Annotated in this window: 24 protein-coding genes; 9 read left to right on the forward strand and 15 right to left on the reverse strand. The window is 70.4% G+C overall.

Annotation, left to right across the window (positions count from 1 at the left end; all coding sequences use genetic code 11):
- On the reverse strand, nt 1-208 hold a 208-nt coding region (locus JWP28_RS11745), incomplete at its 3' end, for a VIT1/CCC1 transporter family protein (RefSeq protein WP_299543070.1).
- 355 nt (nt 209-563) lie between these two features.
- Between JWP28_RS11745 and JWP28_RS11750 the strand changes: the two genes are divergently transcribed.
- Complete coding sequence (locus tag JWP28_RS11750; RefSeq protein ID WP_299543072.1) at nt 564-1286, forward strand: hypothetical protein; 723 nt, start codon at nt 564-566, stop codon at nt 1284-1286.
- Nucleotides 1287-1567: 281 nt separating this feature from the next.
- On the opposite strand, the gene mtgA is transcribed toward JWP28_RS11750, so the two are convergent.
- Nucleotides 1568-2251, reverse strand: a complete 684-nt coding sequence (gene mtgA, locus JWP28_RS11755) for a monofunctional biosynthetic peptidoglycan transglycosylase (protein ID WP_299543102.1) — start codon at nt 2249-2251, stop codon at nt 1568-1570.
- A gap of 196 nt (nt 2252-2447) precedes the next feature.
- Here mtgA and JWP28_RS11760 point away from each other — a divergent pair, with 196 nt between their 5' ends.
- On the forward strand, nt 2448-3110 hold the full coding sequence (locus tag JWP28_RS11760) for a nitroreductase (protein WP_299543073.1): 663 nt from the start codon (nt 2448-2450) through the stop codon (nt 3108-3110).
- Between the two features lie 9 nt (nt 3111-3119).
- Here the strand turns inward: JWP28_RS11760 and JWP28_RS11765 are convergent, their stop codons facing one another.
- From JWP28_RS11765 to JWP28_RS11775, 3 genes are all read right to left on the reverse strand, one after another.
- The gene (locus JWP28_RS11765; protein WP_299543074.1) at nt 3120-3374 is read right to left on the reverse strand and encodes a hypothetical protein; all 255 of its coding nucleotides are present in this window, start codon (nt 3372-3374) and stop codon (nt 3120-3122) included.
- Nucleotides 3375-3399: 25 nt separating this feature from the next.
- A complete protein-coding gene (locus JWP28_RS11770) occupies nt 3400-3717 on the reverse strand; it encodes a helix-turn-helix transcriptional regulator (protein ID WP_299543076.1) in 318 nt (105 codons plus the stop codon).
- A gap of 84 nt (nt 3718-3801) precedes the next feature.
- Entirely contained in the window at nt 3802-4470 is a 669-nt protein-coding gene (locus tag JWP28_RS11775) for a ParA family protein (protein WP_299543078.1), read from the reverse strand.
- A 128-nt stretch (nt 4471-4598) separates the two neighbouring features.
- On the opposite strand from JWP28_RS11775, the gene JWP28_RS11780 reads away from it, so the two are divergent.
- Nucleotides 4599-4928, forward strand: a complete 330-nt coding sequence (locus tag JWP28_RS11780) for a hypothetical protein (protein ID WP_299543080.1) — start codon at nt 4599-4601, stop codon at nt 4926-4928.
- A gap of 34 nt (nt 4929-4962) precedes the next feature.
- On the opposite strand, the gene JWP28_RS11785 is transcribed toward JWP28_RS11780, so the two are convergent.
- Nucleotides 4963-5118 (reverse strand): hypothetical protein, encoded by a 156-nt coding sequence (locus JWP28_RS11785; protein WP_299543082.1) that lies wholly within the window; start codon nt 5116-5118, stop codon nt 4963-4965.
- Between the two features lie 142 nt (nt 5119-5260).
- Between JWP28_RS11785 and JWP28_RS11790 the strand changes: the two genes are divergently transcribed.
- Complete coding sequence (locus JWP28_RS11790) at nt 5261-6151, forward strand: sulfotransferase (protein ID WP_299543083.1); 891 nt, start codon at nt 5261-5263, stop codon at nt 6149-6151.
- A 118-nt stretch (nt 6152-6269) separates the two neighbouring features.
- Here the strand turns inward: JWP28_RS11790 and JWP28_RS11795 are convergent, their stop codons facing one another.
- The 3 genes from JWP28_RS11795 to JWP28_RS11805 all read right to left on the reverse strand — a co-directional run bounded on the left by JWP28_RS11795 (nt 6270) and on the right by JWP28_RS11805 (nt 8364).
- Nucleotides 6270-6722 carry a hypothetical protein gene (locus JWP28_RS11795; RefSeq protein WP_299543085.1) on the reverse strand — a complete coding sequence of 151 codons (453 nt, stop codon included), beginning with the start codon at nt 6720-6722 and terminating at the stop codon, nt 6270-6272.
- A gap of 131 nt (nt 6723-6853) precedes the next feature.
- Nucleotides 6854-7330, reverse strand: a complete 477-nt coding sequence (locus JWP28_RS11800; RefSeq protein WP_299543087.1) for a hypothetical protein — start codon at nt 7328-7330, stop codon at nt 6854-6856.
- A 53-nt stretch (nt 7331-7383) separates the two neighbouring features.
- Nucleotides 7384-8364 (reverse strand): WD40 repeat domain-containing protein, encoded by a 981-nt coding sequence (locus tag JWP28_RS11805; RefSeq protein ID WP_299543088.1) that lies wholly within the window; start codon nt 8362-8364, stop codon nt 7384-7386.
- Nucleotides 8365-8477: 113 nt separating this feature from the next.
- Here JWP28_RS11805 and JWP28_RS11810 point away from each other — a divergent pair, with 113 nt between their 5' ends.
- Together JWP28_RS11810 and JWP28_RS11815 are read left to right on the forward strand one after the other, a co-directional pair.
- Nucleotides 8478-8921, forward strand: coding sequence for a biopolymer transporter ExbD (locus tag JWP28_RS11810; RefSeq protein WP_299543090.1), 444 nt, complete (start codon nt 8478-8480; stop codon nt 8919-8921).
- A gap of 339 nt (nt 8922-9260) precedes the next feature.
- Nucleotides 9261-9431, forward strand: coding sequence for a hypothetical protein (locus JWP28_RS11815; RefSeq protein ID WP_299543091.1), 171 nt, complete (start codon nt 9261-9263; stop codon nt 9429-9431).
- 60 nt (nt 9432-9491) lie between these two features.
- Here JWP28_RS11815 and JWP28_RS11820 read toward each other — a convergent pair whose 3' ends face one another.
- Complete coding sequence (locus tag JWP28_RS11820) at nt 9492-10541, reverse strand: GTP-binding protein (protein WP_299543104.1); 1050 nt, start codon at nt 10539-10541, stop codon at nt 9492-9494.
- 81 nt (nt 10542-10622) lie between these two features.
- On the opposite strand from JWP28_RS11820, the gene JWP28_RS11825 reads away from it, so the two are divergent.
- Nucleotides 10623-11804, forward strand: coding sequence for a serine hydrolase (locus JWP28_RS11825; RefSeq protein ID WP_299543092.1), 1182 nt, complete (start codon nt 10623-10625; stop codon nt 11802-11804).
- Between the two features lie 76 nt (nt 11805-11880).
- Nucleotides 11881-12258 (forward strand): DUF559 domain-containing protein, encoded by a 378-nt coding sequence (locus JWP28_RS11830; protein ID WP_299543105.1) that lies wholly within the window; start codon nt 11881-11883, stop codon nt 12256-12258.
- A gap of 125 nt (nt 12259-12383) precedes the next feature.
- Here JWP28_RS11830 and JWP28_RS11835 read toward each other — a convergent pair whose 3' ends face one another.
- A complete protein-coding gene (locus tag JWP28_RS11835; protein ID WP_299543093.1) occupies nt 12384-12785 on the reverse strand; it encodes a hypothetical protein in 402 nt (133 codons plus the stop codon).
- 122 nt (nt 12786-12907) lie between these two features.
- Here JWP28_RS11835 and JWP28_RS11840 point away from each other — a divergent pair, with 122 nt between their 5' ends.
- On the forward strand, nt 12908-13138 hold the full coding sequence (locus tag JWP28_RS11840) for a hypothetical protein (protein ID WP_299543094.1): 231 nt from the start codon (nt 12908-12910) through the stop codon (nt 13136-13138).
- A gap of 2 nt (nt 13139-13140) precedes the next feature.
- On the opposite strand, the gene JWP28_RS11845 is transcribed toward JWP28_RS11840, so the two are convergent.
- The 4 genes from JWP28_RS11845 to rsfS all read right to left on the reverse strand — a co-directional run.
- The gene (locus JWP28_RS11845) at nt 13141-13350 is read right to left on the reverse strand and encodes a hypothetical protein (protein WP_299543095.1); all 210 of its coding nucleotides are present in this window, start codon (nt 13348-13350) and stop codon (nt 13141-13143) included.
- 69 nt (nt 13351-13419) lie between these two features.
- Entirely contained in the window at nt 13420-14460 is a 1041-nt protein-coding gene (locus tag JWP28_RS11850) for a hypothetical protein (RefSeq protein ID WP_299543097.1), read from the reverse strand.
- Between the two features lie 106 nt (nt 14461-14566).
- Entirely contained in the window at nt 14567-15952 is a 1386-nt protein-coding gene (locus JWP28_RS11855) for an amidase family protein (RefSeq protein ID WP_299543098.1), read from the reverse strand.
- 63 nt (nt 15953-16015) lie between these two features.
- On the reverse strand, nt 16016-16290 hold a 275-nt coding region (rsfS, locus tag JWP28_RS11860; RefSeq protein ID WP_299543100.1), incomplete at its 5' end, for a ribosome silencing factor.

Raw genomic sequence — 16290 nt, forward strand, 5'->3', positions numbered from 1 at the left:
ACTCGCCCGCCGCCATGGACATGGCTCCGGCCACGAGGCCGGCGGCTCCGGCCAGGACGACGCCGCCCTTCGCCGGGGTGGCCGCGGCCACCCCGACGATCAGGCTGGCGGTGGAGACGATGCCGTCGTTGGCCCCCAGCACCGCGGCGCGCAGCCAGCCGATGCGGGCGATCAGGTGGTGTTCGAAGTGGCCAGGCAGGCGGCTCATGACGTCTCGTCCTCGATGTCCGACGGCAGGCGAAGGCGGTACAGGAGAGCATACCGCCCGGTCCTGCCCAATGTCCCGCCAGCGAGACGGGTGGCGGCGGCGGCTATCGAGATGTTCGCTATTTGTTCTTGCAGTCGCGCGCAGTTTGAGGTAGCTTTGGGGTAGCGCTGATCACTGCGCCTGGTGTCCCGCCTCCTCTCCCCCGCGAAGCGAGGGGAAGAGGAGTTTGTGAGGTGGTGACATTCGGCGCGAGCCTCGCCCCCTCCACCATCCGCTCTTTGGCAGATGGTCCCCCTCCCCCGTGAACGGGGGAGGTAAGGTTCGGCCCAAACCCTCCTGCTTCAGGACATCTCCCATGACGGACGACGATCTACCCGCGCGGCCGGGCCGGCGGAGCTATGTGCGGTTCTCGGCGGCGCTGGGCCGGGCGATCTGCGAGCGGGTGGCGTCGGGGGAGACGGAGGCCTCGATCTGCCGCGACACGGGCATGCCGGATCGCGACACCTTGCGGCGGTGGGCCAAGACCCTGCCGGTATTCGGCGCGGAACTGGCGCGGGCGCGGGCGGCGGGCGGGCGCCGGGTCTATCACGGCGTGCCGTCGATCTATGACGCGACCATCGCCCAGGCGTTCTACGAGCGGGTCTGCGAGGGGGAGAGCGTGCTGGCCATCTGCCGCGACCCGCAGATGCCGTCGTTCGGCTCCTTCTACCGCTGGCGCAAGCACAACCCCGACTTCGCCAAGCTGATGGCCGAGGCGCGGGCCATCCAGGCCGAGCGGTTCTGCGACCTGGGCTGGGAGATCGCCTCCGCGGTGACGCCGGAGACGGCCTATGCGACCCAGGTGAAGCTCGGGCAGCTGCGCTGGACGGCGGGCGTGCTCGCCCCGCGCAAGTATGGGCGGACGAAGCCGGGGGAGTTCGACGAGGAAGGGACCGGCGGGGACTTCGTCGTGGTGGTCAAGCGGTTCTCCGACGCGCCGCTGCCCGACGGGACGGTGCTGGCGCCCGGCGAGAGCCGCGAGGTTCGGCGCAGGCCGATGCTGCGCGGGCGGAACGAGGACGAGGCGGAGGATGAGTGAGGGCCAGGGTTGGGTCCGGCGCAGGCGAGGGCGCCGCCGGGCGGGGACCCGACGGCGCTTACGCAACACAGAGCTGGAGGGCTCCTTAGAACAGGCGGCGAGGAGAGCAGCCGTCCGCCTGGGGCTGGTGCGGCGCGCCGCACCAAGGCCGCCGAAGCCCGAGAGCGCCGGCGGCCGGCGCCGGCTGTCCCAATTGGAGGCAGGCCGACGCGTTAGGTCAGGCCGTTGCAACCGCCGGGCCAGAGGGTTTCATGGCGCGCCCGTCAGGGCTCTAAGCGCCCCTACAGCACGCAGTCGGCCAGGCCGTCGCGGCGGACCGTGCCGGCGGCGGCGGCGATGTGGCCGCCGCGGCGCTGGATGTAGGGGCCGGGGCGGGCGGCTTTCCAGGCGAGCGGCTTGGGGATGATGGCGGCGAGGCGGGCGGCCTGGGCGGGCGAGAGCTGGTCGGCGCCGAGGTGGAAGTTGTGTTGCGCCGCAGCCTCCGCGCCATAGACGCCCGGGCCCCATTCGATGGAGTTCAGGTAGACCTCCATGATCCGGGGCTTGCCCCAGATGGTCTCGATCAGCACCGTGAACCAGGTCTCGAGGCCCTTGCGCGCCCAGTCGCGGTGCGGCCAGAGGAAGACGTTCTTGGCGGTCTGCTGGCTGATGGTGGAGCCGCCGCGGATGCGGCCGGGCCGCTGCTCGTTGTGGTTCATCGCCTTCTGGATGGCGAGCCAGTCGAAACCATGATGCTCGCAGAAGCGGGCGTCCTCGGCGCCGATGACGCTGCGCACGAGCTGCGGCGAGATGCGGTCGAGCGGGACCCAGCGGCGGTCGAAGCCGTGGCCCTGGAACATCCGCTCGACCATCAGCCAGGTCATCGGCGGCGGGACGACGCGGTAGGCCGCGACCACGGCGATCGGGCCGATCAGGCCGAACACCAGGAGGAGGGTCAGCGTCCAGCGGATGAGGCCGCCAAGCAGGCCTGAGCGTCTGGCCGGTCGCTGGGGTTGCGGTCGTCTGGCCAAGCGGCCGTCCTTGCCTTGACGTTGGGGCGTGGTGGAGAACTGCCCGCAGGCATTCCGATCAGAATGCCTGATTCTTTGAAGTCTTGAGCGACATCAATATGGATGTCGCTCTGGCCGCCGCCCGACGCCGTCAAGCCGGAGCTCTCAGCCCATGGACGTTACGGAAGCCGTAGCCCGACGCGTCTCGACCCGCGCCTTCCGGCCCGACCCGGTGGCCGGCGAGACGGTGGCCGACATCCTGGTCCGCGCGGCCCAGGCGCCGTCGGGCGGCAACCTGCAGCCCTGGCGGGTCTATGGGCTGGCGGGCGAGCCCTTGGCCGAGTTCAAGGCGCTGGTGGCCGCCAATCCGTTCGGGGAGGAGCCGGAGTACGACGTCTATCCGCCGAACCTCTGGGAGCCGTTCCGTACGCGGCGCTTCCAGAACGGCGAGGATCTCTATGCGACGATCGGGATCCCGCGCGAGGACCGGCCGGCGCGGCTGCGGCAGCTGGCCCGCAACGGCGAATTCTTCGGCGCGCCGGTGGGACTGTTCTTCTGCCTGGACCGCAAGCTCGGCCCCCCGCAATGGGCGGACCTCGGCATGTATATGCAGAGCGTCATGCTGCTGGCCGTGGAGCGCGGGCTGGACACCTGTCCACAGGAGTACTGGGCACGCTATCCGAAGACGGTGGCGGCGTTCCTGGGATTGCCGGACGACCACATGGTGTTTTCGGGCATGGCGCTGGGCTATCGCGACCCCGGGCATCCGATCAACACCCTGAAGGCGCGTCGCGACAGCTTCGAGCTGTGGGGCGAGCTGCGCGGATTCGAATAGGCGCCGTGCTTAAGCCCGACCCGCCGCGGAGGCGCTCGGCGAGGCGACGGCGTTCATGTCGAGGACGTAGAGGATCAGGCCCGTCTCGTCCGTCACCGTCAGGCGCAGGCCGCCGCCCCGCCACAGATCCTGCGGCCGCTCCTTCAGGAGCTCCCCGAAAATCGCCGCGGCCTCGTCGCGCGCCGCCGCCGCGTCCGCGAGCTCCGTCCCCTCCTCGTCGGGGAAGCGGCGTCCGTCCTCGGTGTGGAAGAAATACCTGGGCATGGCGCTGTAACGATGCGGAATTCCCTTAGGTTTCGCCGCGGGACGACAACCTGTTGGGCGCGGCCCGTTCAGCATCAGCACGCGCACCCGCTTGCGGTGGGGCGCGCGGCGTCCCGGAATTCGCCTGAGGGGACAATCCTTCGAAGAAATAGCTGATATCCACGTCCAGGACCCGGGACAGCGCCCAAAGCCGGGTGGCGGAAATCGCGCACTGGCCGGTCTCGTATTTCTGCACCTGCTGAAAGGTGACGCCGCAGGCCCGCGCCAGCGTGGCCAGGGACAATCCCAGTCGAAGTCGCCGCACCCGCAGGCGGCGGCCGATGACAATCTCCAGCTCGTTCACGGCAGAACCCCGCAACCGCCCGCGATGGAGCAATTAGTTCGCTGAACGGTGAAATGCGAGTTCGGTTGCGCCGCGCGAAGCGCTTTAGGCCGACTCCAGCGCGCTGACCACGTCGCCAACGTAGGCCCGGGTGTTGTGATGCGCGGCGGCCACACCGTAGACGCCGCGCGCCTCGAGCGAGGCCAGGCCGCCGCCGTGGGCGAAGAGGTCGCGGAACGCCTCCTTCTCGATGATGGCGGTGGGCAGGATGCCGATCTCGTGCCGGCGCAGCTGCTCGACGACGGTCCTGAGGGAGCGGGGCCGCAGCGCCGCCGGGACCCGCGTCACCAGACATCGGAAGAGCAGCGGCTTGCCTCCGCGCCTGCCGAAGGCCTCGGCCAACTGCGCCGCCTTGATCGCCTCGGCGACGTCGAGCTGCGACCCGGTCAGCGGCGTCACCACGAGGTCGAAGCGCAGGGCGGCGAAAACCATCGCGCCGCGGACGGAACCCTCCGTGTCGACGATCGTCCACTGAGGCTCATGGCGCCTGGCTTCCCTGAGGGCGTCGCGGATGTCCGGGATGGTCGGCGCGGCGTGGACGGTGATCCCGTCAGGCTTGCCGGGCAGCGCCGCCCATTGCAGCAGGGGCTTGTTCGGGTCGGAGTCGATCAGCGCGACGCGAAGGCCCTGCTCCGCCAGTCCGAGCGCCAGAAGCAGCGCCGCCGTGGTCTTTCCGGAGCCCCCCTTCGGGCTGACGAATGCGACGTTGGGCATAGGAACACCGTGGTAGCCTTGCGTGGCTTCGCCTCTTTGCGACCCTTAGTCCAGTTGTTTGAGCCCGGCCGAGGGCGCAGCCTCGCGGCCACAACCGACGGCGCCGCGGCGCAGAATGGCGGAGCTTGATGCGAGAGATCATCGACCTAAAGGGGCCGTCGGGAGCGACCTACCGGTTTCGTCTGTGGGCCGTCGGCGCCTCGCACCTGCCGACGGCCGGCAACTACGCCTTCGTCCGCGAGCAGCCGGGCGGCTTCACCGTGCTGACGGCCGGTGCGATCGACGACCTGTCGCTGGCGCGCTCGACCCACGGGGCGGCGGCCGGCAAGCTCGGCGCGACGCACCTGTTCACCCGCCTCAACGTCTCGCGCGCGGTCCGCATGGCCGAGGCCGCGGACATCGCTGCGTTCTACGGCCTCGACGCCGAGCCTGCCCGGCGGGGCGAACGCGACGCCTAGTTGTGTGGCCCCGCACTTTCGATAAATGGGGCGGTCACTGCAGATAGAGATAGGCGCAGCCCTGGTCGGCGGGGTCGCGGGCCTTGATGCAGTCATAGAGCCCGACATTCTCCGCCACGGCCCGCTCGACGTCCTCCGGGAGAAGGAAACCCGCCTTCACCTGGGCGGCCGGGTGTCCAGCCGCAATCAATGAGGCGATTTGAGCGCCGCAGAGGGGCGGGGTGGCGACCGGTGTCCCGGATGTTGCGGCTCAGAGATGCAATTTTATGAGAACGCTATAAGAATGGCATAAAGATCAACTTTAGTCGGTCCCGGATCAGGGGGGTGTCGACATGCGCGACTTCGAGGACGACTTCGGACTGCCGCTGCTTGTCGCCGACCTGCGCGACGACCTCTCCCGCTTCCACCTGTTGCACTACGGGGACCGGCTCGACGGCTTCCTGATCAGCGGGCACAACTCCGGCACCCACTGGCTGCGGTTCATGCTGAGCTCGGCCATCGCCGAGCACCTGGCGCTGCCGAAGCCCGCCTATTCGAGCGGGCCGCAGAGCGACGTCTACATCGGCCACGCCCGCCATCGGCGCAGGTTCCCCCAGGCGCCCAGGATCGGCAGCTCGCACCACATGCCCTCGCGGCTGGTCGCGCTGCTGGGCGCGTTGCGCATCGTCCGCCTGACGCCGGTGGTGGTGCTGGTGCGCGACATCCCCGACTCGCTGATCTCCTATTTCTTCAAGTGGCGGGAGGCGAAGCAGCTTGGCCCCCTCGACGCCTACGTCGCCCGGCCGCCCTCGGCGCAGGGCGTCGACCTGTGGTGGTTCATCCGCTTCTTCAACCGCTGGGGGGCGCTGAAACGCATCTTCCCGGAAGCGGTGATGGTGGTCCGCTACGAGGATGTGGAGCAGGACCCGGAGCTCTGGGTGCGCCGCATCTGGGCCCACTGGGGCGTCGACCTCGGGGACGCCGGCGTCGCCGCCGCGATGGCGGTGTCGTCCCGCGCCGCGGTCGCCGCCAACCTCGATCCCGACTATGGCGAGGACATCACCCCCGACCGCCAGGCCAGGCGTGCGGTGCGGTACGGCCCGGGCGACGCCAAGCTCCTAGAACGGCGGATGGCCGGGTATCTGCGGCACGACTTCGGCTACGCCGGCGCGGTCGAACCGGCCGGCCGGGCGTGGGCGCCGGTCCGCGCGCCCGCGCCGGAGGATGCCCAAGCGGCGGCCTGAGGGCGCCGGACAAGCGAAGCCCGGCGCGCCCCTCTGGCGGTTTGGCCTGATCGTCGCGAACGGCCAACGGCGCCCCTCCCCCTGCGCCAGGCGCCAGGAGAGGGAGCCGCCACCCCGACTACTTCAGCAACCTGAGTTCCCGCGCGGTGACGCCGCCGCGCAGGACGCGGATCTCCTCGCGCTTCACGGCGGCCTTGTTGCTGGCCGGGTTGGAGCCGAACACGGCGTTGTTGTCCTTTTCGAGCTCGGCCAGGGAGCGGTCGAACACGGCCATGTTCTTGAATTCGATGAGCAGGATGACATCGGACTCGTGCTCGCGGGGCGAGTCCACCGCCAGCACCTTGTAGTCGAGGATGTCGCCGCGCTTCTTGCCCGCCTCCTGCAGCGCCTTCCAGGGCCCGGCGAGGTAGGCCATGTAGTCGTCGAACATGCCGGGCTTCGTCTCGATGTAGCCTACGGTCCAGACCGGGCCGTTGTCGTAGGTACGCTCGGCGGTCTGCGCCTGGGCGGAGCCCGTAGCACAGCCGATCACCATCGCGGCCGCGAATGCGGCGCCTGTCAGCATCTTCATATCGGTTCCCCCGATGAAGCCTCCGTGGCGGAGGCTTGCGGACGCTAGCAGTGGCGTAGGCGGCCGCAATTATGCGCTTTTGATGCGCCAGCCGGCCGGGCGGCCGTGCGGCCGCCTGGGCCGCCCTCGCCTCAGCTCAGCAGGATCGCGACCGGCAGCACCGCGCCGGCCAGCAACAGCAGCCAGAGCAGGCCGCGGTTGGCGCCGTGGGCCAGCGCCATCCAGAGCCCGAGGCTAGTGGAGATCACCAGGCTGATGGCCACGAACAGGAAGAACCACTTCAGCGCCAGGGTGGCGGTCTTCGGGCCGGCGTCGTGGTGCTCTTCCGTGGCCGGGCGAGCCCGCTTCGGGGCCGGCGCAGCGCGCTGGGGCTTGGCCGCGAACACCTGGTCCTTGTGCAGATTGCCCAGCTTCTCGATCACCACCGGCGGGCGATAGGCGCCGTGCGCCTCGTGCAGGGTGAAGAGCTGCAGCGAGCCGGTGAGGGCGAAGAACAGCACGCTGGGGGCGATGAACACCCCCAAATAGCTGTGAAAGCGGCGGACGGCCGCCAGCTGGAGCGCTGCATTGCCGCCGCGGCGCGCGCCGGATCGTGACTGTCTCGCCAAGTGCTGGTTCCTTCGATCGGTTGAATGGGGTGGTAGCGGCGGTCGGCCGAGGGTCAGGAGACCGAGGCGACGCCGGCCTCGCCGTCCTCGCAGCCCCAGGCGACAGTTTTTGCGTCGGGGGTGATGGCGAGCGCGGTGACCGGGGCGCCCTTTTCGGCCTTGAGGGGGATGATCCGCTGGCCGGTCAGGTCACAGGCCCAGACGCGCCCGTCGTCGAGGCCGGCGGCGACCCAGGGCAGGGCCGGCGCGCCGGCCACGCGGACCACCATGGCGGCCTCATCGTAGCCGACCTCGGCGGCCTGCTTGCCCATCGGCCCGGTGGCGCCGGCGAAGGGCCAGACCACCACCCCGTTGGCGCCGGAGGTGGCCAGCAGATTGCCCTTGCTGAGGAAAGCCAGGCTCCTGGGCTTGGCCGGATAGCCGCCCATGCGCATGTTCTTCTCGTCGGCGACCCGCCAGCCGTGCAGCTGGTTCTCCTGCATGGCGCTGATCAGGAACTTGCCGTCCGGGCTCCAGGCGACCGCCACATGGCTGCCGGCCCAGGCGAGCCGGGCGGGCTTCTGGCTGTCGATACGCGCGTACCACAGCCAGGCGCCGCCGTAGGTGGCCGCGGCCAGCCGGCGCCCCTTGGGCTCGAAGGCCAGGTCGGCCACCGACTTCTCGTGGGCGAAGGTGCGCGCAAACGCCGCGTCGGCGACATCGCGGACGTGGACGTCGCGGCCGGCGGCGAAGGCGATCAGCCCGGAGGCGGAGCTCGCCGCCACGGCGTCGATCCAGCGGCCGGGCAGGCTGGCGATCTCTGCCGCCTCCGAGCCGTGCGACCAGACCACCCGGCCGTCGTCGCCGGCGGTGACCAGCCCCTCCCCCGAGGGGTGCGGGGCTGCGGACAGGATCGCGCCGTCATGGGCCTGGACCGAGGCCCCGCCCTGGAAGCGCACAGTCCCGTCGCCCAGGGCGAAGACCGCCCGGCCGGCGGCGTCGAACGAGACCGCCGTTACGTAGGCGTCGAAGGTCGATAGGGAGGCATCGGGCATGGCCTCCCCTAGATCGGCGCTTCGGGCTTTACAACGCCGTGGCGGCTTGCCAATGGTCACCGGACTCTTAAACGACCGGGCGGAGATGGCCGCCCCAGGGAAGGAATTTACGCATGGGTGCAAAGCTGGGCGGCCAAGGGGGCGGACGCTTCGACCTCGGCCAGAACAGCGACATCAACGTCACGCCCTTCGTGGACGTGATGCTGGTGCTCCTTATCATCTTCATGGTGGCGATCCCCGCCGCGACGGTGTCGATCAAGCTCGACCTGCCGCCGGCCATCCCGCCGCCTCCGGGCACGAAGGTGAAGGAACCGATCCTGATCAACATCCAGGCCGGCGGCGGCGTGTTCATCGGCGAAAAGCCGACCAGCCTGCCCGCCTTGCCGGCGGACCTGTCGCGCACGCTGGCGGCGGACGATCCGACCCTGCCGCCGACCCAGCAGCGGGTCTACATCCGCGCCGACAAGCAGGTGCGCTACGGCGACTTCATGCAGGTGATGAACACCCTGCAGGGCAACGGCTTCTACCAGGTGGCCCTGATCAACGAAGAGATCTGAGCCTCCGGGCTTAGGCTTCGAGCGAACGAGCCCGCCGGGGAGACCCGGCGGGTTTTTTCTTGCCTTCCCCGTTCACGGGGAAGGGGGACCATCGGCCCCCCGGGCTCGACCGAAGGTCGACCCGAGGACAGGCTCCGAGCCGATGGTGGAAGGGGCGAGACCGGGCTCCCCCTCCACCACTCGCTCTTCGGCGAGTGGTCCCCCTCCCCCGCCTTGCGCGGGAGGTAAGGAGTCGCCATTAATCGTGTTGAAACCCGGGGGGCGCACGATCCGGGGGCGATGGCCAGAAAGCTCTTCAGAACAAAGCGCCGCGCAAAGCCGCCCTGGACGCGCGTCGAAGTGTCCGTCGGGCCGGCGGTGCACCACGGCCGCTACCGCATGGAAGGCGACGAGGTGGTGCTGGAATGGCGCGAAGGCCGCGTCAGCGAGCGCTGCGGCCTCGTCAGGCCCGACGTCATCGCCACCTGCCGCCTTCGCCAGCTGGTTTCCGACCTTTCGTCCGAAGGCTAGAATCCTTGCTTGGTCGCGCTTCCTGATCGTCTGACCTGTTCCAGGTCAGCCGGGAAGCGCTCAGGCCACACAGCCCTCGAAACCGGCGCGCAGCTTGGCCTCGTCGAGGTTGCGGCCGATGAACACCAGGCGCGAGGAACGGTCCGCCCCGTCGCGCCAGAGCCCTTGGAAGTCGCCCTCCAGGATCATATGCACCGCCTGGAACACCAGGCGGCGGTCCTCGCCGGCCACGTCGAGAATGCCCTTGGCGCGCAGGATGTCGGGGCCCTGCACCTGCAGCACCTCGTTCAGCCAGGCGGTGACCCGATTGCCGTTGAGCGGCTTGTCGGTGGTCAATGAGACGCCGCGGATGCCGCTGGCCTCGATGTCGTGCCCATGGTCGTGGCCGTGGTGGTCGTGGTCGCAATCCTCGTCGTGGACGTGGCCCGGCTCGCCGTGCCCGGGATTGAGGAAGTCGGGCTCGATCTGCTCGATGCGCGCCAGGTCGAAGGAGCCGCGGCCGAGCACCAGGTCGAGCGGCACGTTCGAGCGCTGGGCGCGGTGGATCGGGGCCAGCGGGTTGAGCCGCCGGATCATGCGTTCGACGTCGGCGAGTTCGGCCTCGGTGACCAGGTCGGTCTTGTTGAGGATGATCTGGTCGGCGAAGGCGATCTGCTCGGCGGCCTCCCTGGAGTCGGCGAGCCTGAGCGGCAGGTGCTTGGCGTCGACCACGGTGGTGACGCTGTCGAGCTGGGTCTTGGCCCGCACGTCCTCGTCGACGAAGAAGGTCTGGGCCACCGGGCCGGGGTCGGCGAGGCCGGTAGTCTCGACGATGATCGCGTCGAAGCCGCGCCCCGTCTTCTGCGTCTGGCGCTTCATCAGGCCCGAGACCACCCGGATCAGGTCGCCGCGCACCGTGCAGCAGACGCAGCCGTTGTTCATCTCGAAGACCTCTTCGTCGGCGCCGACGATCAGGTCGTTGTCGATGCCGACCTCGCCGAACTCATTGACGATCACGGCGTAGCGTTTGCCGTGGTCTTCGGAGAGGATGCGGTTGAGCAGGGTGGTCTTGCCCGCGCCGAGATAGCCGGTGAGGACGGTGACAGGAGTCTTTTCGGTCATGGGCTGCATGTAGTCGTGGGACAAGGAATTCCAAAGTGGCGATCTGCGCCCCAGGCGTTATGGAATAACAGCCATGCGCGTTGAGTTGTCATGAAGCGGTTCGCCGGCGGCCTGTGGCGCTGGGCGCGGGCCCGTCCGAGGACGCTTGCAGCGGCGGCCGCGCTGCTGTTGGCCGTGGGGTTCGCCGGTGGCTGGGTGGGCGCGGCCCACGTGGCGACGCCGAAGGTCGCCTACACCCGGGGCCCGCCGGCTCCGATCCCCGACAAGCCCGCGCCGGCTGCCCCGGCTGAGTTCCAGGCCGCGCTCGACCATCTTGCGAACGCCTACGGCGAGCCGGTGGGCATCGCGGTAAGCGACGTGGCGCAGGGCTGGACGGCCGAGGTGGCCGGGCGGGAGCGGTTCCCGCAGCAGAGCGTCTCCAAGCTGTGGGTGGCGCTGGCGGTGCTGCAGGCGGTGGACGAAGGCCAGCTCAAGCTCGACCAGTGGGTGGTGATGCTGCCGCAGGACCGCTCGGTCTTCTATCAGCCGCTGACCAGCCGCATCCGCGGGCCCAATGGCCTGGCCATCACGCTCAGCGACCTGCTGCGCCATGCGCTGATCGAGAGCGACAACGCCGCCAACGACCGGCTGATCCGCGAGGTCGGCGGCGCCGGCGTCGTGACCCGGGCGCTGGCCGAGAAGGGCCTTCAGGGCCTGGCGGTGGGCGGCACCGAGCGCGACCTGCAGACCCGCACCGCGGGCCTGACCTGGCGGCCGGAGTACGGCGTCACCTGGATCTTCAAGCAGGCCCGCGCCCAGCTGCCGGACGACGTCCGCGACCAGGCGCTGGCGGCCTATCTCGCCGACCCGCCGGACGGGGCGACGCCGCTGGGGATCGTCACGGCGCTGGCGGCTCTGAAGCGGGGCGAGCTGCTCAGCCGGGCCTCCACGGACTTCATGCTGGGACTGATGGGCGAGGCGCGCACCGGCCAGCTGCGGCTGAAGGCCGGCCTCGCGCCCGGCTGGACCCTGGCCCACAAGACCGGCACCGGCCCCGACTGGCGCGGCGCCTCGGTTGGGATCAACGACGTGGGCCTGCTCACCGCGCCGGACGGGCGCACCTTCGCGGTCGCGGTGATGGTCCGCCAGACCCGGCAGGGCCCAACCGCGCGGCATCGCCTGATGCAGGGCGTGGCGCGTGCGGTGGAGGCGCAGTGGAAGGCGGGTGACCGGGCCGGCGAGCCCCCGCCGACGCTGAGCGCGGCGCCGGTTGTCGCGGGCGGCGGGCGCTAGCTTTCAGATGCGATCGCCGATTCTGACCACCAAGCGCGGTCGGGCGCTGAGGAAGGCGATGACCGAGCCGGAGGTCATGCTCTGGTCTCGGCTGAGGCGACGTCTGCCGGACCAGCCCGTCTTCCGGCGGCAGCATCCGATGGGTCCCTACATCCTGGATTTCTATTGCCCGGCCGCGAAGCTCGCCGTGGAGGTCGACGGATCGACCCACTGGGATGACGAGCAGATCGCTCACGACGAGCGCCAGGACGCCTGGCGTGCTCGGCGGGAATTCGAGTCCAGCGGGTCGGCGCTTCGTCTGTGTTCGAAGACGTCGACGGCGTGGCCGATGGGGCGAGGCTGTCGGCCCTGGAAATCCTGCGAAGTCGCGCCTGACGTTACCTCCCACGCGAAGCGGGGGAGGGGGACCACTCGCCGAAGAGCGAGTGGTGGAGGGGGCGAGCTCAAGCGCTGAGGCCCGGCGCGAGTTCAAGCGTCGAGCCCGGTCTCGCCCCTTCCACCATCGGCTCTTCGGCCGATGGTCCCCCTTCCCCGTGAACGGGGAAGGTAAGGTCAGGGGCATCGCGTGGGAGGTAGGGTTTAGCCCTGGGCCGTGGGGGGGCGGCCCTTGACCAGCTTCAGGTGGATGGGCGTGCCCGTGAGATCCTTGGCGTCGATGCCGGTTTCGGGGTCGGAGGGGAAGACCTGGCAGAAGCTGATCGGCAGGGTTGGGGGCTTGGACTGGCGCAGACAGACCTTGTCGCCCTTCAAGGTCCACTTGCCGGCCAGCGGAATGCCCCGGCGGCTGAGGCCCGTCCAGGTGCCGTCCGGCTGCAGCCAGATCTTCTGCGAGCGTCCGTCGGGATAGATCGACATGACGGTGTTGCCGAAGGCCGCGGCGACGCGCGCCGAGGGCTCGGGGGCAGAGGCGCCCAGCGACGGGCCGGCGAGAGCGGAAACGGCCAGGGCCAGGGCGGGGATCAGGTGGAGGGTGCGGTGCATGACAGCCTTCAACGCGCGAGATCGGGATTAGCGCCCTAGGCTGAGGTTGCGCGCGTCCCGCTGAACGGAAGCTGTCACCCTTGTCACCCTGCGTTCATCCGCGGACCGATAGACGCGCCGACATGCCGATGTACATCTTCTATCCCTGCCTGGAGGACGGCACGGCCACCAGCTTCGAGGCCTTCGAGCTGAAGGGCGACGAGGCGGCTTTCGCGCAGGGAGAGCTGGTGCTGGGGGGCCACGCCAGCGCGACCCATGTGATGGCCTGGCGCGACGGCCAGGCCCTGCCGCCGATCAGGCGCGCATTTCGGCGGGCGACGGACGACCTTGGGGCCCCATCGCCCGAAGACTGAGTCTACTGGGGCAGGGCGGCTAGCCGCGCGGCGGCCGGCGTCAGGCCGGCTTCGATGCGCGCATCGTCGCCGCGCCAGGCATGCACCCGCTGGCAGACCGGGCAGCGGAATGATCTCGGTTCGACGACCGCGGATAGGTCGAAATCCTGGGTGCGGTGTCCGGTGGGGACGTCCGCGCCGGTGGTCGGGCAAACGATGATGATCCTCGGCATGCAACCCTAACGGATTCAGACAGATAAGGTTGCCGCTGCGAGGGCGGTCGCAAGCCGGGCGAAGCCTCGTCAGTGCTTGCCGTGACCGTTCCCGTGGCCGCCGCCGCCATGGCCGTTGCCACCGCCATGTCCCTCGGCGTGTTTTTCGCCGCCGCCATGCCCGCCGCCATGCCCGCCGCCACCGCCACCGCCACCGCCACCGCCTCCGTGGCCTGCGCCGCCGCCCTGGCCGCCACCGTTCCCACGTCCCGGCTCGGCGAAGGCGATCTGGCGCCCTCGCCCGTAGGATGGCCCGCCCCGCCAGCCGCCCTGGTCATGCTTGTACCAGCCCAGATGCCGGCCGTTGTCGTGACCCGGCTCGGCATAGGCGGCATAGCCGTCGAACCCGCCGCGCGGATAGTAGCTGGCGAAGTCACGCCCGTGACGGGCGCGCCAGGCGAGCCAATCGGGCTGCCGGTCGTAGGCCAGATACCAGGGCTCCTCGAAGGCGTAGTAGGCCGGCGCAAGGCGCGTCCAGTCGTCGTAGGCGATGACGGTGCGATAGCTGTCGTCGAGGCCGTAGCGCCGAAGGTCCCGGGCATCGATCAGGTAGCGGCCGGCGATCGCGGCCAGCTGGTACAGCCGGTCGTCCGGCAGCAGCGCGCCTGAGGCGTCGTAGGCGGCGACCAAGGCGCCGTCCGGGCCGTAGCCGTAGGCGTACTGCGGATCGCGCACGAAGTAGGGATAGTCGGCCCCCGGCGCATAGTAGTAGTCGCGGTAGCCGCCGCCGATCGGCTCGGCGTACATCGCGTAGTCGTCGGCGGTGCGCCAGACCAGCGGGCGCGCGTTGCGGTAGCGGAAGCCGTAGGCCGGCGGCTTGCGGTAGACGGCGCGGTCGAAGGCGTGGGCGCGTTCGGCCAGCGCATAGCCGTCGTAGAGCGCCGGCGGGTTGGCGTTGACCGCCGCCAGCGAGGCGGTCGGGTCGAGCGGGCCGGGATCGGGCAGGCCGCTGGAATAGGCGGTGGGCGCGCCGCCGTTGGCGGCCACGGAAGGGTTCCCATCCGGCTTGCAGGCGCTCAACGCCGCGGCGCCGGCGCAGGCCAGCAGAATGAGCGGAAGTCTGGGCGACATGGGTTCTGCAACCGCATTTGCGCGCCGACGCCGGCGCAGAGGACCGACCCTCGGTCGCGATGCAAACGCGGTCATGGCGCGGGGGTTGCCGAGCCGCGCCCCCCCGCTAGCGGCCCGGCGGCGGCCGGAAACCGCCGAGCTCGCGCTCGAGCAGCTCGGCGAAGCCCAGGGTCGTGCGGTCCTCCAGATAGGGGCCGATGATCTGCATGCCGATCGGCAGGCCGTCGCGGGTCTGGCCGATCGGCGCCGCGGTCGCCGGCAGGTTGGCGAGCGTCGCCAGGCCCGGCCAGGCGAGCTGGGCGAAATAGGGTGTAGGCGCGCCGGCGACGGTCAGTGTGCGTTCGGGTCCCGGGGCGTCGGTGTGCGGGAAGGCGGCCACGCCGAACGCCGGCGCCAGCACCACGTCGAAGCTCTCGAAGAGCTGCGCCCAGGCGCGGCGCACCTTCAGCTGGCCGTCGAGCAGGGCCATCCATTCGTGGGCGGTGACCTTGGAGGGCTCGGGGCCGCCGCGCGACATCGCGACGCCCAGCAGGTTCACGTAGAGCTCGTGCGCGGGGCCCAGGTCGGGGACCAGATCGCTGTCCCGGGCGACCTGGGCGCCCAGAGCTTCGAGCCGGTCGGCGACGGCGTGCAGAGTTGTGCGGATCTCGTCGTCCAGCGGCGCCGCGGGATGGCGGTCGAGCATCAGCACCCGGAACTCGCCGAGGCTCCGGTGGCGCGCGGGCGGCAGTTCCAGGCGATAGGCCGTGGCCTGCTCGCGGTCGGGTCCGGCCAGGACGTCCAGCGCCAAGGTCAGGTCCGCGGCGGTGCGGGCCAGCGGCCCTACGACGGCCAGCGGCGGCATGAGGCCCTCGACGCCGGGCGGGGCGTGGCCGCGGCCGGGGATCAGGTCGAAGGACGGCTTGTGCCCGTAGACGCCGCAGAAGGCCGCCGGCACGCGGATCGAGCCGCCGATGTCGGAACCGAACTCCAGCGGGACCATGCCGGCCGCCAGCGCCGCCGCGCCGCCGCCGGACGAACCGCCGGGCGAGCGGCCGAGGTCGTAGGGGTTGTTGGTGCGGCCGTAGATGGGATTGACGCTCTGCCAGTCGGCGAGGCCGACGGGGATGTTGGTCTTGCCGAGGATCACCGCGCCGGCGGCCCGCAGCCGGGCCACGCCCACGGAGTCGGCGGGCGCGATCCAGCTCCTGGCGTGCTCGAAGCCCCAGCTGGTCGGCAGGCCCGCGACGTTGTGGGACTCCTTGACCGTCATCGGCAGGCCGAGCAGTGGGCGGCGCTCTCCACGGGCCAGGGCCGCGTCGGCGGCGCGGGCGGCCTCGCGGGCGCGGTCGAAGTCGCGCACCACCACGGCGTTGATGGGTTTGTCGCGGGCCTCGATGCGGGCGATGGCCTCCTCGGCCAGCTCCAGGGCGCTGACGCGGCGCCCGGCCAGGGCCTCGACCAGCTCGGCGGCGGACGCGTCCAGGGTGTCGCGGCTCAGGGTCTCGGACATGGCGGATCTCCCTTCGACGCCGATGGGATCATCCGAAAGGACGCGAGTCCATAACCGTGATCGCTAGACGACCTGCCCGCCGGCCTGGGTCCTGTGCGGGCTGTCGACCGCCCAGATCTTCTCGATGTTGTAGAAGCTGCGGACCTCGGGGCGGAACAGGTGGATGATCACGTCGCCGGTATCGATCAGCACCCAGTCGCAGTGCGGCAGGCCCTCCACGCGGGCGCGGCCGTAGCCCTCGTCCTTCAGGGCGCGCAGCAGGTGGTCGGCCATGGCGCCGACATGCCGGTGCGAACGCCCGGAGGCGACCACCAGGCCGTCGGCGACGGCGGACTTGC

Origin of the sequence: Phenylobacterium sp., from assembly GCF_028290885.1 — a bacterium.
In the GTDB taxonomy this organism is placed as follows: domain Bacteria; phylum Pseudomonadota; class Alphaproteobacteria; order Caulobacterales; family Caulobacteraceae; genus Phenylobacterium.

Excerpts from the sequence above, each read along its gene's own strand:
- JWP28_RS11750 (WP_299543072.1), top strand. The coding sequence starts at position 564 with ATGACGGACGACGATCTACCCGCGCGGCCGGGCCGGCGGAGCTATGTG.
- JWP28_RS11760 (WP_299543073.1), top strand. The coding sequence starts at position 2,448 with ATGGACGTTACGGAAGCCGTAGCCCGACGCGTCTCGACCCGCGCCTTC.
- JWP28_RS11765 (WP_299543074.1), bottom strand. The coding sequence starts at position 3,374 with ATGCCCAGGTATTTCTTCCACACCGAGGACGGACGCCGCTTCCCCGAC.
- JWP28_RS11775 (WP_299543078.1), bottom strand. The coding sequence starts at position 4,470 with ATGCCCAACGTCGCATTCGTCAGCCCGAAGGGGGGCTCCGGAAAGACC.
- JWP28_RS11780 (WP_299543080.1), top strand. The coding sequence starts at position 4,599 with ATGCGAGAGATCATCGACCTAAAGGGGCCGTCGGGAGCGACCTACCGG.
- JWP28_RS11790 (WP_299543083.1), top strand. The coding sequence starts at position 5,261 with ATGCGCGACTTCGAGGACGACTTCGGACTGCCGCTGCTTGTCGCCGAC.
- JWP28_RS11795 (WP_299543085.1), bottom strand. The coding sequence starts at position 6,722 with ATGAAGATGCTGACAGGCGCCGCATTCGCGGCCGCGATGGTGATCGGC.
- JWP28_RS11805 (WP_299543088.1), bottom strand. The coding sequence starts at position 8,364 with ATGCCCGATGCCTCCCTATCGACCTTCGACGCCTACGTAACGGCGGTC.
- JWP28_RS11810 (WP_299543090.1), top strand. The coding sequence starts at position 8,478 with ATGGGTGCAAAGCTGGGCGGCCAAGGGGGCGGACGCTTCGACCTCGGC.
- JWP28_RS11820 (WP_299543104.1), bottom strand. The coding sequence starts at position 10,541 with ATGCAGCCCATGACCGAAAAGACTCCTGTCACCGTCCTCACCGGCTAT.
- JWP28_RS11825 (WP_299543092.1), top strand. The coding sequence starts at position 10,623 with ATGAAGCGGTTCGCCGGCGGCCTGTGGCGCTGGGCGCGGGCCCGTCCG.
- JWP28_RS11830 (WP_299543105.1), top strand. The coding sequence starts at position 11,881 with ATGCTCTGGTCTCGGCTGAGGCGACGTCTGCCGGACCAGCCCGTCTTC.
- JWP28_RS11835 (WP_299543093.1), bottom strand. The coding sequence starts at position 12,785 with ATGCACCGCACCCTCCACCTGATCCCCGCCCTGGCCCTGGCCGTTTCC.
- JWP28_RS11840 (WP_299543094.1), top strand. The coding sequence starts at position 12,908 with ATGCCGATGTACATCTTCTATCCCTGCCTGGAGGACGGCACGGCCACC.
- JWP28_RS11845 (WP_299543095.1), bottom strand. The coding sequence starts at position 13,350 with ATGCCGAGGATCATCATCGTTTGCCCGACCACCGGCGCGGACGTCCCC.
- JWP28_RS11850 (WP_299543097.1), bottom strand. The coding sequence starts at position 14,460 with ATGTCGCCCAGACTTCCGCTCATTCTGCTGGCCTGCGCCGGCGCCGCG.
- JWP28_RS11855 (WP_299543098.1), bottom strand. The coding sequence starts at position 15,952 with ATGTCCGAGACCCTGAGCCGCGACACCCTGGACGCGTCCGCCGCCGAG.